The organism is Streptomyces sp. NPDC101165 (genome assembly GCF_044768135.1).
Classification (GTDB): domain Bacteria; phylum Actinomycetota; class Actinomycetes; order Streptomycetales; family Streptomycetaceae; genus Streptomyces.
On the sequence record NZ_JBIWPG010000045.1, the window covers coordinates 1 to 13,472 of the forward strand.

The window sequence follows — 13,472 nt, forward strand, 5'->3', positions numbered from 1 at the left end:
AGACCCCAAGCCGTTCATCTGGACCAAGACCGCCGAAGAGATCCTCGACTCCCTCGCCCGCTTCTGCCGACGGATCTCCGGCGCAGGACACTAGCGCTGCGGCGTTCACCGGCTGGATTGATCGAGTCTCAGCCACAGCGCCGACCCCGCTTCCCCCGGACCCCGCCGGCCGCGGCTGCCCGTGCCTCACCCCTGGCGCGGATGATCTCAGCCTTTCCCCGGGCCCGGTTCCGGAAGGCCGCGCTATCCAGCAGGGACCGGATCCCGGGTGCGAGCACGGCAACGAACAGCGCAATAGCGACGGATTCCATTGCGCAACCTCCTCCAGTACGCGGCTACTCAGCGCGCCGGACGGGGCCTCAGCCGTACACAACCGGAGAGGGATCAGACGCCGGTTCTCTTGACTCCCTCCGCAAGATTCTTTGATAGCCACGCGGGCACAGTCCCGCGGGATCCGCCCGCACCACAGTGCAGAGCATGGCAGGGACGCGAGGAGTACGCTCGGGCGATCTGCTCCGCACCGAACATTCGCGCTGCGTGTGGTCAGCCGCCCCCTCAATAAGGGGCTCTCCTTCCCTGCCTTGCTGCGTCGCGCGGCCTTTTCGTCGTTCGAAGGGCCCTCACGCCAGCCCGTGCCACGGGGCCGCGTCCCGCCGGGCAGGACGTCCTGCCCGATGCCTACTTGGCCGTTCCCGCCTGGCGGGCCTGGCCCAGACGGTCGGCCGCCTGACCCGTCCCGCGCGGGCATGCTGCCGCCAGCCGCCGTCCTCGGGCCGCGCGGCGCCCTGACGCCGAGCAGAAGGCCCCTTGATGAGCGAACAGGACATCTCCCTGGCCGACGACTTCGGCAGCTTTCTGGCCGAGCGAGGAGCGGACACGTACGCCCTGGCCTGGATCGCCAAGGACAGTGACGGAACAGGATGGGCTGAGGCCGGGCCGCCCACGGTCGGCAAGAGCGGTATCGCTCGTCCCGGCGCGGACCTCACCCGGGTGATGCTGCAGGAAGTCACCCACGGCAGGCAGGAGGCGCTGCGCCGCTGGCTTCGACTGGACCAGCAGCTGGCCATCATCGGCGTGGAGGAGGGCGGCCTTCGAGAGTACACCCCAGGCGAGCTGGCCGCACAGCTGATGCAGGACCCGGCCACCGACGGTGTCCAGCTCACCCACCAGTTGGCCGGCTGGCTGTACCGGCGATACGCCGAGGCGCCGCAGGGTCTCGAGCTGGGCTGGGTTGCTGCGGCTGCCGCCTGGAGCTGTCACATGCGCGAGGTGGCCGACAGTCCGCCGCCCTCGGTGCTTGCCCAGTGCCTGGATAGTGCCGGCGAACAGGACGTGGCGACCGAAGAGCTGATTGTCGGCACCGCCATGACGATGGCCCGCCTCTTCAACCGGCTGGCGGACGCCCACCGTTCCCGCGCCGAGTTCGTCGAGGACTGGCACGTTGTCGAGCCCTTGGCCCCGGACGTCCCGGCGCTGGGCGAGCTGGCCGACTGGCTCCTCGGCCAGATCGCCCCCCCCGCGACGCGCACGCCCAGCAGTTGCGGGCCGTCCTCGAGCCGGACGTCACCGACTACCTGCGTGACCGTCACGCGGCCGGGCAGCAGGGGAGTGCGGCCCCGCGCTGGACGATGCCCGCGCCTGGCATCTGGCTCAGGCCCACGACACTGTCCTCGCCTACACCGCCGCCGCTCACTCGGGGCGGGAAGTGGAGGCACAGCACCTGCTGGACGCCTTCCCCGTCCCGACACACGACCTGGATGTGAGCAGCCCCGCACGCGCCTGGCGGCAGAGCTCGGCCACTGCCCAGCTGGCCGTGGAGGCGGTGCAGAGTCGGCGTGCGGCGCTGGCGGCCGAGGACGGATCCGACTACCGCGCCGACCCCGAGCGCCTGCACGCCGAGGCCGCCTATCTGGCCGCACGCGCCGCCCAGTTGCATCGCGAGCACGATGCGCTGGGACGCTTCGCCGTCCCGGTGACGGTGCCCGACGGCCTGCCCGACGATCTTGCCGACATGGCCGCGGGACTGGCTCAGCGGCGACTGTCCGAGGCGTTCGGATCACCCGGACGGGCCCGCCAGGTCCTCGACGGCCGGATCGCCTACCTGCAACAGCAGCCGGCCCAGGGCCAGCGGCAAGAGGACACCTCTGCGGAGATCGCGCTCCTTGAGGCCGTCCGCCGCACCCTTCAGGCGCACCCTGCGGGCCCGGCACACATGATTCTGGACGAAGGCGCGATCGCTCGCCGCGTTCAGCAGGCCATGTCCGCCCGCGCACCGGAGCCCTCGTGGCTGGTGCCGCCCGCACACGAACGCCAGCGCCGAACCGCGGCGCCCTCACACGCGTTCGGGCCCGAGCCGGGACCTCCCGGGCTACGGCCGTGACACGCCCTCTCCCAGGCTCCTGCGGCTTGGGCGTCGCGCGCACACGTGCGCGGCACACCCGGCCCGTCAGCCGGCGAGACCGGTGCGGCGGGCCCGAAAGAGTGCGGCGATCGTCGGCGCGTCGGTGATCTGGCCGGTCATGGCCATCTCTTCCGCCTCGGCGAAAAGCACCGTGCAAACCTGGCGGATGGCCTCACCGTGCGCTACCGCGCCGACCGCGTCGATCCGCGCGGCATACAGCCACACCGGCTCGGCCAGAACGTCGGCGTCGGCGTGGACCTGGCCCAGGCCGATCACCTCCGAGACCGAAGCGCCGAGCTGGTCCCGCAACTGCCCCACCGCGTTGTCGGTACCGGCCAGGCCCTCCGCGCCGGCGCTGCGGAGGATCTCCCAGTGCCAGGTGCGGGTCGCGTGCTGGAACCGGTCGGTGAGCACCACGTCGCCTTTCAGCCGCGGGAGCACGGCCACCTGCGGCCCGGGGCCGGCGGCAAGCAGCCGAAGCCGTCGGGCGTGCTGCCCACCCGGCAGGATCACCGGATCCTCGAGCACCAGACGGTCCTCGTCACGGTGGAGGACCTGCCCCTCGGTCATCGGCCAGCGCATGATGCTGATCGCGCCGTCGCCGCTCGGTGTGCGGAACCACCGGGGGTGGGGTGTCCCTCAGATGCGCGTAGGCGGACTGGGGTGTGTGGTCCATCAGATCACCGACGTCGGCGGGCAGGGTGAGCAGCGCGCGAGGCCGGCGCGCGGCGGGGGATCACGCGCTTGCCTCCCACCGGGCGAAGGGCCGCCCGCCGGGAACCTCGCCGACTGCGGTGTGTGGGACCGGCCCGGTGACGGCCTGCCCCAGCGCACCATCGGCGGCCTCGGACTGCCGGTGGCCGATGGCCCATGTCACCTCGGGCGGGGGCGGTTCGGGGCGGGAACTCACGTCGTCGGCTCCAGACGGGTAGGGCGCAGCAGATGCCACCCCATTGACGCGCGGCCGCCGCCCGCCGCGGCCGCCCAGCAGGAACTGGCGCCGTCCGGCGGGAGGAAGCGGCCCTGCCCCAGCGTGCTCTGCCTCCCGCCGGACGGACCCGCGACCGCCAGCCGCCGTGCCGCCCACGGCCACAGTGCGCCCGGCTGCGGCCGGACAGGGACTTGAAGGAGCAGGAAGAACATGGGGATGGCGCCCCGCACGGTGTGTGGGTGCTGGAGGTCGCCGGCGCGGTGCTGGGGACAGCCATAGTGAAGCGAGGCAGGCGGGTCCCGAAGACGATTGCCGGCCGGCTCTGGCCGGTCTACCTGGAATACCTGATCATCGACGAGGACCACCGCGGCGGCGGCCGTCGCCACGGGGCTCTCCTGGAGGAGCACGTGATGCGGGAGCTGGCCCGCCAAGGCTGCTCCGGAGCCTATCTGCAGGTGTTCAAGGAGGACGACGACTGGGAGGCGTCTCTGAAATTCTGGAAACGGCTGGGGTGGGAGCAGGTAGTCGGCCCCCAGGCCACGCACATCCTGATGACGAAGGAGATTGCCGCCTCCCCGTCGACCTGAGCCGTCTTACAGGTTGCTACCCGGGTTCCGGACGGCGACGCCCAAGACCTGCCGTCGGCCGCTCAGGCTTCGACAGCCTGCCAGGGAGCTGGTGCGCCGTGGGCCGATGCCAGCTGGGGAGGTACGCGTCCGCCAGCCCTCCCAGCTCCGCACAGCCGTGTGGTGTCCCCTGCCTGATTTGCCCACCCACGGCTCCGGGCCTGCGCCCACGACGTCGAGGCGGGCGGTGCGAGGCGGTAACGCAATATCCGCGCCAGCGGCGGAGCAGGCGGAGGCTGTCATTAGTAGGGGAGGGGCGCCAAGCCTGATGCCGGCCGCCGTACGGGGACACACGCGGCCGATGAGCGCCGCTACCTTCAGGTGTTCGCGACCTGGCTGGGTGTGGACGAGCGGCACATGCTCGCCGACCGCGGTGTGACGGAGTTCCTCGTGATCCTCGGCCGTCTGCTACGGCTATGCCGTGTCGCCGTCATCACACGACCTCGCGGAGGATCTCCGCCAGCGCCCGGGAAAGGGGAACCTTCGGTGAAGTGGAATCTGAGGGGCATCCTGAGCAGGGCGTATGTCTGCGCTGCCGTCACACGGGATGCCTCAACTCCGATCATCGGTTGACCAGGCCAACCGAATGAGGTTTGGCCCCCCATCCGGAGGGGTCGGCTCCCTCTGGGCGCCGTCAACGAAGACGGCGATGCGCCCGGTCCGTCGCTCGGCACGGAGTACGGCGCGAGCCGCCGCGAGAATCTCCTCGTCCGTCTCGGCCCCGGAGCAGGTGAGCGTGTGGAGTAGCCGGGTCCGCCATACGTCGGGGTCGGTCTCGTACGCGTCCAGCACCCGTACGCCGTAGCGACCGTCCACGGCCAACTGTCGCCGGACCGCCCCTCTCAGCGCGGCGTAGAGATCACGAACGGCTGGGCATGCGGTGTCCGTGAGTCCGGCTGCCGCCCCCGTGGCCAACGCGTTGGCCACCAACTCCCCTTCGGTCACTGGGATTCCCTTCAGTTGTGCGAGTTGTGCGATGTCGTGTCCGTCACCATGGCCGGGGGTGTTGCAATGCTGATGAAATTCCGGTGATGCAGGGAGCAGGTGCTTCGGGTGGTCGGGGAAACTCCTCATCGGCTTCGGATCGAGCTGCTCGGACCCTTACAGGCCTGGAAGGACGGAACATCCCTGGATCTGGGACCGGTTAAGCGGCAGGCCGTGCTGGCCGCGTTGCTGCTCCGTCACGGGGCTCTGGTGAGCCATGGGCAGCTGCTCGACTCGGTATGGGGGCCGGAGCCACCCGCATCCGGTCACAAGGTGCTGGCCAGTCACGTCAATCCGCTGCGCAGAACGCTCGACGCCAAAGGCACCCGGCATACGGAGTCGGTGATCCGCAGCGGGAAGGGCTGGTATCGCTTCATCGCCGACGATGTACGGCTCGATGCGGCGGACCTGACCGAGCTGGGCGGCGAGGCGCTGCGCACCAGGGCGTCCGGCGATCTGGCCACGGCCACGGACCAGTTGTCCGCAGCGCTCGCCCTGTTCCAAGGCGAGCCCTTGGCTGGCCTGCCGGGTCCGTTCGCGCTGGCCGAGCGGGAGCGGATACTGGAGCGCCGCCGAACGCTCCGGTTGGCACGGCTCGACTCGTTGGTCCTGCTCGGCAGGTTCACCGATGCGCTGGACGACCTCGCCACGCTGTCCACGTCCGATCGGTACGACGAGTCGCTGCTGGCCCTGCGAATGCGTGCTTTGTACGGTTGCGAACGTCAAGCGGAAGCTCTGAACGCATTCCAGGACATGCGCGTACGCCTGTGTGACGAACTCGGGGTCGATCCCGGTGAGGAACTCCGCCGGGTGTACGAAGCGGTGCTGCACCAGGACGACGCCTGCCTCCTCGGCCCGGCGGCGCCTCCCGCGCAGACGCCCTCCGAGATCACCCTCCGCAATGATCCGGCAGAAGCCGCACCCACGCCTCCGGCCGAACTGCCGCACGATGCCGCAGGATTCGTCGGCCGTATGGGCGAACTCGCCCAACTGGACGCGCTACTTCCGCCGGAGCAAGGCCCGGTGCTGGCGAACACTGTGGTCATCTCCGCCATTGGCGGCGCGGCTGGTATCGGCAAGACCGCGCTCGCGGTGCACTGGGCGCATCAGGTTCGTGATCGTTTCCCGGATGGGCAGCTGTATGTGAACCTGCACGGCTTCGATCACGACCGGCAGCCGCTCAAGGTGGGTGAGGCGCTGGAACTCCTGCTACGAAGCCTGGGTCTGGAGGCCTCGGAGATCCCCCTGAACGACGAGGCTCAAGCACGTAGATACCGGACCCTGCTGGCCGGTCGACGCCTGTTCGTCCTGCTGGACAACGCGGCCTCGGCGCAGCAGGTTCGTCCGCTCCTCCCCGGCAGCGCATCCTGCTGCGTTGTCGTCACCAGCCGCAACCGGCTCGGTGACCTGGTGGCCCAGGACGGGGCCCACGCCCTGGCACTGGACCTCCTTCTGCCGGGTGAGGCTCGCGCTCTGCTGAGCGAGGCACTCGGCGAGGACCGGCTCTCCGCCGAGCCCCTCGCCGCCGACGAACTGATCCGGCTGTGCGGCAGCCTCCCACTGGCACTGCGCGTGGCGGCCGCCCGACTCGCGGGCGACCCCGGCCTGCGCCTCACTGACCTGGTCGCCGAGTTGCATGAGGGCAGCCGATTGGAGGCGTTCGCCTCCGACGATGCGGACAGCTCGCCTTTGCGTACGGCCTTCTCCGCGTCGTGCCGCGTCCTGACGCCGGGCGCACGCCGGCTGTTCCGACTGCTCGGACTGTTCCCTGGACCGGAGTTCACCGCCGAGGTCGCGGCAGCCCTCCTGGCCGTAGCGCTGCCGCAGGCCCGACGTCTGATCGGCGCCTTGGCCGCGGCCCACCTGATCGAACCCACGACGGCAGGCCGCTACCGCTTCCACGATCTCCTCCGCGAGTACGCGCAGGAGTGTGCGAGGGCGGAGGAAACGGCAGCGGATAGGGACGCCGCGATCGAACGACTGCTGATCTGGTACCTGCACGCCGTTCGAGCCACCTCGTCAACCGGGCTCTTTCCGCAGCTGCCTGCCAGCCTCGATCACGGTGATCAGCAGAACTTGCCGTCGGCTGCCGAAGCCACTCGGTGGCTGGAGGCGGAGCAGGCGAACGTGCTCGCTGTCATCAACCATGCTGCCTGTCACGGTCCTCGCGCCGTCGCCTGGCACCTGGTCTCCGCACTACTCGGCTACTTCTGGCTCCATCTGCCGCGAGCGACATGGCAAGTGACCGCGCAGACGGCGCTGGACGCCGCCGTAGCCGAAAGCGACCTGTTCGGGCAGGCAGCCATGCATCATCACCTCGGAATCGTCCGGTGGGACAGACAACATGCCAAGGAGGCCATAGACCATCACGCACGCGTCCTGGACATCAGCCGCGAACTCGGTTGGCCGCCAGGCGAGGTGGCGGCGCTCGGCGGCAGAGGCTTCGTGGAGTGGACCATGGCCCGCCTCGACAGTGCGTACGAGCATTTCACCGCTGGCCTGCGCATCAACCGTGAAGCCGGGTATGGGCACGCCGATGCATTCGGGCTGATCGGCCTCGGAATGACCTGCCGGGATCTCGGTCGACTGCACGAGGCCGCCGATTACTTCGAACTGGCCATCCGTCAAAACGAAGAAGCCGGCTGGTGGGACGACAGCCTGGCATTGCAGACTCTCGGCTGGGTGTACTGGGAACTCGGCCGTCTCGCCGACGGCCTTGACGCCCTCGGGCCCGAGGCGGCCGACGACAGACGCGGATACCGCAATAACCGGGCCGTGATGCTCGACGCCGTAGCGAAGATCAATCTTGAGCTCGGCCGCTACGACGAGGCACAGATCCAAGCCGAGCGCGCCTTCACCATGGTCAAAGCCTCGGGACGGACGTGGATTCAGGCCACCATCCTCAACACGGTCGCTGCCGCCCAGCGAAAGCTTGCCCATGTCGACCGGTCGATCCTGACGCACAGCCAGGCCCTCGCCCTAGCCTGCGAGGCAAGACACAGGCGTAGTGAGGCGGACAGCCTTCTGGGGCTTGCCCTCACACACCTGCGACTGGACCAGCACGACAAAGCCCGCAGCCAGGCCGAGCAGGCGCTCGGCCTGGCACGTGAGTACGGCTTCCGAGTAGTGGAGGGGCAGGCCCTGACCGTCTTGTCTGCCACAGCGGAGTCCCTATCGGCGCATGCCACAGCTGTCACCCTCGGCCGTGAGGCACTGGCTGTGCACAGTGAGACCGGCCACCGGCTCGGCGAGGCCCGCACCCTCGTGACACTCGCCCGCGCCCTTCAGAAGGCCGATGGTGCCGCCGCTGAACTTATGGGGCAGCAGGCGTTGGACATCTTCTCGGAAGTGGGCGTGCCAGCGGAGGTGGCCAAGGACCTGGACCGATGACGGATGCGGAACTAGACGTTAGGCCTAAGAACCCCTAACAGAATGGACGATGTGAAAGGCGCTCAGGGGCTACGTGTTCGGTTGATGAGGAGTAGGGCGATGCAGACGATGGAGCAGACCGCCCCTGCGTACAGCAGCGGCGCAGTCCAGAACCACACCTCTTCGGTGCTGTGGCCGCTGGTCCAGTGGCAGGTGATGGACGGAGGGAAGTTGTCCACGCTCACCGATGTCAGGCTGTAGTCCCGCCCGGCATCCATGTACACGCCGTCGCCGGTCTTGTCCCCACACACATCGAGCGGGTTCGTGAAGGCAAGTCCGTAGACGGTTCCGGCTCCGTAGGCGGCGATCGCTGCTGCGCTGCCGATCACAGCCCAGCGGGCCGGCTGCGAGGGCTTCCTCCTGGTCACCCACAACGCGTACGGGATTGCCCCAACGACGAAGAGAAGGAGTGTGATAGCGGGCGGGCCGAACAATGCGAACAAAGACACCATGCGCCCTGACGTTACTTCCAGCGGAGGAACGTTGCTGGTTCGCCCGGTACTCAGCCCGCCGGAAAGGTCCCGTGGAGGCGTGCTGTACAAGGTTGTCGCCGAACCAAGAGCTTCTACCGGAGTCCGTTCAGACGCCGCCAGCAGAGGAGTGCACATCCGAGACTGAGGAAAGCTTCGTGGATGTCGTCGCGGATCTCCCAGCGGACCCGCAGGCGCCGAACCAGTGCAGATGGGCGAACGCCCGCTCCACCACCCAGCGTTGGTTGCCCAGGCCGGAGCCGTGCTCGGTGCCACGGCGGGCGATCAACGGCTTCACACCGAGGTCCCACACCAGGCGGGGGTACTTGTCATGGTCGTAGCCACGGTCCCCCAGGCCCGGACAGGTCTGGACTGGCGTACGCGCGCAGCGGCGCGCCCGGCAGGCCGAAGCCAAGGCTCCGACGGCCACTTGAGAATCGAGCACCAAGGCAGTAACACTGCGCCGGTCTGAGACCGTAGCGCCCTACGGCGCGCACACGTGTCTTTGCCGATATGCGCTCAGCGACCATCATCTTCCCGCGCGGCGCCGCATCGGCGGTGTGATGATGCGCGAGGACGGCCCGGAGGAGCTGGCCCTTACCCACGGGGAGAGCGACGGCACCGCCACCCGGCTGGTCACGGAGGCCAGCGGCACCTGGAGCCGATACTCCCTCGGAGATCACACACGGTGACAAGGCACCCGTCAGCACCGAGGAACACGCAACACCTCAACATGCGGCTCTACCAGTCCCGAGGACCGGGGGGCCGAGTACGCCCGATGCCGAGCTACGCCTGGGCAGGTCATCGCTACTCTGGCAGCAGCATCGCAAGCGTCATGAGGGGGGCGACATGAGGAAACTGTCGGAGCGCGAGTTCGACACCATCGTGCAAGACGTCGCAGCAAGCGTGTACGGCCAAGCAGTCGAGAAGTTTTCCGTGAGCGGCTTCTCGGTTGAAGCAACGTACCGAACCCGTTCCAGAAAAGGGACTTGGGTCGCAGACTTCACCTTCAACGCGGAGAACGGCCACTACAGGTATTCGTGCCCCTACCGGAGCGCAGGATCTCCCCGGACGTTCGGCGACGAGATCGGGCGGAGAATCCGAGAAGCAGTGGCCGACTGACCGGCGGCCCTAGGAAACGCCCCGCCTCCGCCGCCACCACGCGCTGCCCTCCGGACGCTGTGCTTGTTTCCGACCTCCCAACCTCTCGGAGACAGCAGGCCCACGGAACGCCCAAGATCAATCTCAGCGACCCTTTCTGCACCTCAACTGCTCGCACCCGAGTTCGGTCTCCAGGAGGCCGATGCCGCCGGGGACCTGTGCAAGGGCCGTTTCGGCGAGGGCGCGCAGGGAGACGGGCTGGACGGCGACGAGGGCGGCGAGGTTCTCGAACTCCTCCGGGTGCTTGGACAGGGCGTCGATGGTGGAGTTCGTGCCGAGGCAGCGGGAGAGGAGTGCGATGCGGGAGTTGTCGGTGCCGAGGCGTTCACGGCCGTAGCGGATGGAGCCGATTACGTCGCGGTATTCGAACTGGCCGATGCCGACCATGCCGCCGTTGGTGGCGCCGCTGCGGCCGTGGTTGCGCAGGTCGTAGGCGAGGACGTGGTAGCCGGCGTCGTGGAGGTTTTTGTAGTCGGGCAGGAAGTTGATCTCGAAGTCGGCGAAGGGTGTGGCGTACTCGGGCAGGTGCCCGGGGTAGCCGTAGCGGTTGCACGGCATGGGGTGGTTGGCGATGACGAGCTTGTCGGAGTCGGCCGGGATGAACCAGCCTTCCAGCGGGGTGCCGTCCGAGGAGGGGAAGGTGACGTCCTCGTAGGCGAGGCCGTACTCGTCCGGTCGGCGCAGGACCGGGACGCGCCGGGTGAAGGCGAATCCTTGGGCCAGGGTTGAGGCGATCGTCTCGGGGGAGGGCATGCTCACGGGTGACTCCACGTCAGGGGTAATGGGGCCGACGAGAGGGCGGGGTGCCCTCTCGTCCGGCGTATGCTGCGTGCGGCGGGCGACCGGGCCGCTCAGAGGTGCTTGGTGAAGAAGGGGATGAGCGCGTCGAGGGCCGGCTGGACGGCCTCGGGCTTGTCGTAGAGGTCGTAGTGGGAGACGTCGGGGATGATGAGCAGTTCCTTGTCCTTGGACGCGGCGAGGTCGAAGACCGTGTGCGCGTCGCGGTAGGCGCCGAACTCGCCCGGCTTGTTGCCGACGATGAGCAGCAGGGGCTGGGTGAGCAGCTTGTCCGCGAGGTGGTAGGCGTCGAAGCCGAGGGTGGGGGCGAGGGAGGAGAACAGCCACAGGTTGGTGCCGTGGGGGTGTGCCCCGCGCGGGGTCTTGTAGTAGTCGGTGGCTTCCGCCACGTCGATGTGCATGGGGGGCACCAGGCCGAGCTCGTTGGCCTTCTCGACCGAGGGGGGCAGGGAGCTGTCCAGGCGTCGCTCGCCGCCGCGGGCTTCGGTGGTGCGCTGCTTCGCGATCGCCTCCAGGGTGGTGATGGCGGCGTCGGCGGACATGTCGCCTTGGCGGAGCAGTCGTCCGAGGTTGACTCCGGTCACCGTCGCGACGGCCTTGAAGCGGCGCTCGGTCATCGCGGCGGACCAGGTGTAGCCGCCGCCGGCGCACATTCCGAATACGCCGATGCGGTCCTCGTCGACGTAGTCGAGGGTGACGAGGTAGTCGGCGGCGCAGCGGAAGTCCTCGACGCGCCATGTCGCGTCTTCGAGGTGGCGCGGTTCGCCGCTGCTGCCGGCCTGGAACCCGGCGTCGAAGGCGAGGACGACGAAGCCGGCTTCGGCGAACGCCTTGCCGTAGACGGAGCCGGAGGTCTGTTCCTTGCAGCTGCCGACGGGGTGGGCGCTGACGATGGCGGGGTACTTGCGTGCCGGGTCGAAGCCGGGCGGGAAGTGGATGTCGGCGGCGACGTCGATGTGCTTGTTCTTGAAGGTCACGGTTTCCACGGCTGACGCCTCCTGAGGGAGATGTTCTGTGCGTTCGGGGGCAGAGTCGGCCCGGCGCGGTGAGCGTGGTTCCGGTTTGCCACCTGCGGCAGGATTGCGACGTCTATACCGTTTCATGACAGTTGGCCGCTGTGGAGGGTAGGGATCTTTACCCCTCCGGTCGACTGCTCGGCTGATCGAGAACTGAGCGTCACAGCGCTGCGCACGGGGCCGAGGGCGGCCGTGCGCCGGCGAAGGGCGGCAAGCCGTACGCCGACCCGGCCCGGGGTCAGCCGAAGACGGGGCGGTCACCTTCGGTGCCCGGCTTGTTCACTCCCAGCGCCTCGACGAGGACGGTGCCCTGCGCGAGGCCATCCGCCTGCACACCGAGCGCTTCACCGCTGCCGTCGACCAGCTCGGCCGAGAGTCCGTTGCCGTCCAGCTCGGCGCGGTGCACACGCTGGTCGGCCTTGCTGACGACGCCCCCACCCGCAACCTGCGCCAGACGTGCTGTGTTCCTACCTACGCATGCCCTACACCGTCGAGGCCGACCATGTGGAGGACGCCGCGGAAGTCCGGCACTCCAGCCCGGTCCTGCGGGAAGTTCGGCACACCGTGATCCGCCTCGTCCGGGACCACCTCCATATGCCCGCCGACCATCCGCACTCCTGGCAGGGCCACCACTTCGACTTCACAGACGTCACCTTCGACGGGGGAAACTTTGCTGGCGCGACCTTCTCCGGCGGCACGGCCAGCTTCTACGACGCGAAGCTCTCCGGCGGCACAGTCGACTTGTCGAGTGCGAGGGGGCGACCGCCATCAGGCATCGTTCCAGCGAACGGGAAGCCCCTGCCCGCCGGGCTGATCCTGCCTCCCGAGTGGCCCACCACGCAGTCCTGACGAGTCGCGCCAAAGGCGGCAGGCGAAGCGGGGCCTGAACCGGACGGTCGATCACGAGCACCACATTCGAAGACGCTGCCGCCAGACACGCCTATGCCGTTGCCTCTGCCTTTGGACCTGTGGTTCGAGGGAGCGCGCCTTCGCGAGGACGTACCCGCCCGGTCGTTTACCGACGCGTTGGTAGCACGCTGTGAAAGAACAGTGGCACACGGCTAGGGGGCGCAGGTGCGGGGCCCACGGGCTGTTCATAGTCTGAAGGTGCTCGGGGCTGCTGCGGAGGTCCACGATGCCGTCAGTATGGGTCGGCGCCATCTCGTTCGGGCTGGTCACGGTACCGATCGCGATGGTGACCGCAACCGAGGAGCGTTCGGTCCGCTTTCGGCGCATTCACCTCGCGGACAACGGTCTGGTCCGCAACCGCTACGTCTGTCAGGAGGAGGATCGCGAGGTCAGCTATGCGGAGATCGGCCGCGGGTACGAGATGGCCGATGGCCGCGTGATCCCCGTGACCGATGCGGACCTGCGCGGCCTGCCGTTGCCGACGGCGCGGGCGATCGAGATTCACGGCTTCGTGCCGATGGCGTCGGTGGATCCTCTGCGGATCGGCCCTGGCTACTACCTCCGACCGGAGGGCGACGTCGCGATCAGGGCGTATGTGCTGCTGCAGAGGGCGCTGGCCCGGTCGTCGCGGGTGGCGGTGGCGAAACTCGCGTGAGGCGTCCCCCGGAGTGTGGACACAGGGGTTCATGCGGCGAGTGTGAGTTTACGTCCTCGCCGGTGCTGCTGTTCGAACTCGGCAGGCGAGAG

At 68.7% G+C, this 13,472-nt stretch carries 13 protein-coding genes and 1 pseudogene; 6 read left to right on the forward strand and 8 right to left on the reverse strand.

The genetic code is table 11. The features are described from left to right. Positions 1 to 678: 678 nt before the first annotated feature. Positions 679 to 1,440, reverse strand: a complete 762-nt coding sequence (locus ACIRVH_RS46095) for a hypothetical protein (RefSeq protein WP_403967018.1) — start codon at positions 1,438 to 1,440, stop codon at positions 679 to 681. Between the two features lie 265 nt (positions 1,441 to 1,705). On the opposite strand from ACIRVH_RS46095, the gene ACIRVH_RS46100 reads away from it, so the two are divergent. Continuing rightward, a complete protein-coding gene (locus ACIRVH_RS46100) occupies positions 1,706 to 2,380 on the forward strand; it encodes a hypothetical protein (protein ID WP_403967021.1) in 675 nt (224 codons plus the stop codon). Between the two features lie 66 nt (positions 2,381 to 2,446). Here ACIRVH_RS46100 and ACIRVH_RS46105 read toward each other — a convergent pair whose 3' ends face one another. Then, the gene (locus ACIRVH_RS46105; RefSeq protein WP_403967024.1) at positions 2,447 to 2,971 is read right to left on the reverse strand and encodes a hypothetical protein; all 525 of its coding nucleotides are present in this window, start codon (positions 2,969 to 2,971) and stop codon (positions 2,447 to 2,449) included. Positions 2,972 to 3,523: 552 nt separating this feature from the next. Here ACIRVH_RS46105 and ACIRVH_RS46110 point away from each other — a divergent pair. After that, the gene (locus tag ACIRVH_RS46110; protein WP_403967027.1) at positions 3,524 to 3,919 is read left to right on the forward strand and encodes a GNAT family N-acetyltransferase; all 396 of its coding nucleotides are present in this window, start codon (positions 3,524 to 3,526) and stop codon (positions 3,917 to 3,919) included. A gap of 591 nt (positions 3,920 to 4,510) precedes the next feature. Here ACIRVH_RS46110 and ACIRVH_RS46115 read toward each other — a convergent pair. Then, positions 4,511 to 4,903 carry a hypothetical protein gene (locus ACIRVH_RS46115; RefSeq protein WP_403967030.1) on the reverse strand — a complete coding sequence of 131 codons (393 nt, stop codon included), beginning with the start codon at positions 4,901 to 4,903 and terminating at the stop codon, positions 4,511 to 4,513. Positions 4,904 to 5,002: 99 nt separating this feature from the next. On the opposite strand from ACIRVH_RS46115, the gene ACIRVH_RS46120 reads away from it, so the two are divergent. Continuing rightward, entirely contained in the window at positions 5,003 to 8,332 is a 3,330-nt protein-coding gene (locus ACIRVH_RS46120; RefSeq protein ID WP_403967033.1) for an AfsR/SARP family transcriptional regulator, read from the forward strand. 62 nt (positions 8,333 to 8,394) lie between these two features. Here ACIRVH_RS46120 and ACIRVH_RS46125 read toward each other — a convergent pair whose 3' ends face one another. After that, on the reverse strand, positions 8,395 to 8,823 hold the full coding sequence (locus ACIRVH_RS46125) for a hypothetical protein (RefSeq protein WP_403967036.1): 429 nt from the start codon (positions 8,821 to 8,823) through the stop codon (positions 8,395 to 8,397). 113 nt (positions 8,824 to 8,936) lie between these two features. Beyond that, positions 8,937 to 9,190, reverse strand: a pseudogene (locus tag ACIRVH_RS46130) (transposase); the annotation flags it as partial. Between the two features lie 500 nt (positions 9,191 to 9,690). Here ACIRVH_RS46130 and ACIRVH_RS46135 point away from each other — a divergent pair. Beyond that, complete coding sequence (locus tag ACIRVH_RS46135; RefSeq protein ID WP_403967039.1) at positions 9,691 to 9,963, forward strand: hypothetical protein; 273 nt, start codon at positions 9,691 to 9,693, stop codon at positions 9,961 to 9,963. Between the two features lie 123 nt (positions 9,964 to 10,086). On the opposite strand, the gene ACIRVH_RS46140 is transcribed toward ACIRVH_RS46135, so the two are convergent. The 3 genes from ACIRVH_RS46140 to ACIRVH_RS46150 all read right to left on the reverse strand — a co-directional run bounded on the left by ACIRVH_RS46140 (position 10,087) and on the right by ACIRVH_RS46150 (position 12,222). Continuing rightward, positions 10,087 to 10,761 carry an alpha/beta hydrolase gene (locus ACIRVH_RS46140; RefSeq protein ID WP_403967042.1) on the reverse strand — a complete coding sequence of 225 codons (675 nt, stop codon included), beginning with the start codon at positions 10,759 to 10,761 and terminating at the stop codon, positions 10,087 to 10,089. A 92-nt stretch (positions 10,762 to 10,853) separates the two neighbouring features. Continuing rightward, on the reverse strand, positions 10,854 to 11,786 hold the full coding sequence (locus tag ACIRVH_RS46145; RefSeq protein WP_403967045.1) for an alpha/beta hydrolase: 933 nt from the start codon (positions 11,784 to 11,786) through the stop codon (positions 10,854 to 10,856). A 268-nt stretch (positions 11,787 to 12,054) separates the two neighbouring features. Continuing rightward, positions 12,055 to 12,222, reverse strand: coding sequence for a hypothetical protein (locus tag ACIRVH_RS46150; RefSeq protein WP_403967048.1), 168 nt, complete (start codon positions 12,220 to 12,222; stop codon positions 12,055 to 12,057). Positions 12,223 to 12,293: 71 nt separating this feature from the next. Here ACIRVH_RS46150 and ACIRVH_RS46155 point away from each other — a divergent pair, with 71 nt between their 5' ends. Both ACIRVH_RS46155 and ACIRVH_RS46160 read left to right on the forward strand, forming a co-directional pair. Continuing rightward, the gene (locus tag ACIRVH_RS46155; protein ID WP_403967051.1) at positions 12,294 to 12,665 is read left to right on the forward strand and encodes a hypothetical protein; all 372 of its coding nucleotides are present in this window, start codon (positions 12,294 to 12,296) and stop codon (positions 12,663 to 12,665) included. Between the two features lie 286 nt (positions 12,666 to 12,951). After that, positions 12,952 to 13,380, forward strand: coding sequence for a Ku protein (locus ACIRVH_RS46160; RefSeq protein WP_403967054.1), 429 nt, complete (start codon positions 12,952 to 12,954; stop codon positions 13,378 to 13,380). Positions 13,381 to 13,472 lie beyond the last annotated feature (92 nt).

Excerpts from the sequence above, each read along its gene's own strand:
- ACIRVH_RS46105 (WP_403967024.1), bottom strand. The coding sequence starts at position 2,971 with ATGACCGAGGGGCAGGTCCTCCACCGTGACGAGGACCGTCTGGTGCTC.
- ACIRVH_RS46160 (WP_403967054.1), top strand. The coding sequence starts at position 12,952 with ATGCCGTCAGTATGGGTCGGCGCCATCTCGTTCGGGCTGGTCACGGTA.
- ACIRVH_RS46135 (WP_403967039.1), top strand. The coding sequence starts at position 9,691 with ATGAGGAAACTGTCGGAGCGCGAGTTCGACACCATCGTGCAAGACGTC.
- ACIRVH_RS46125 (WP_403967036.1), bottom strand. The coding sequence starts at position 8,823 with ATGGTGTCTTTGTTCGCATTGTTCGGCCCGCCCGCTATCACACTCCTT.
- ACIRVH_RS46155 (WP_403967051.1), top strand. The coding sequence starts at position 12,294 with ATGCCCTACACCGTCGAGGCCGACCATGTGGAGGACGCCGCGGAAGTC.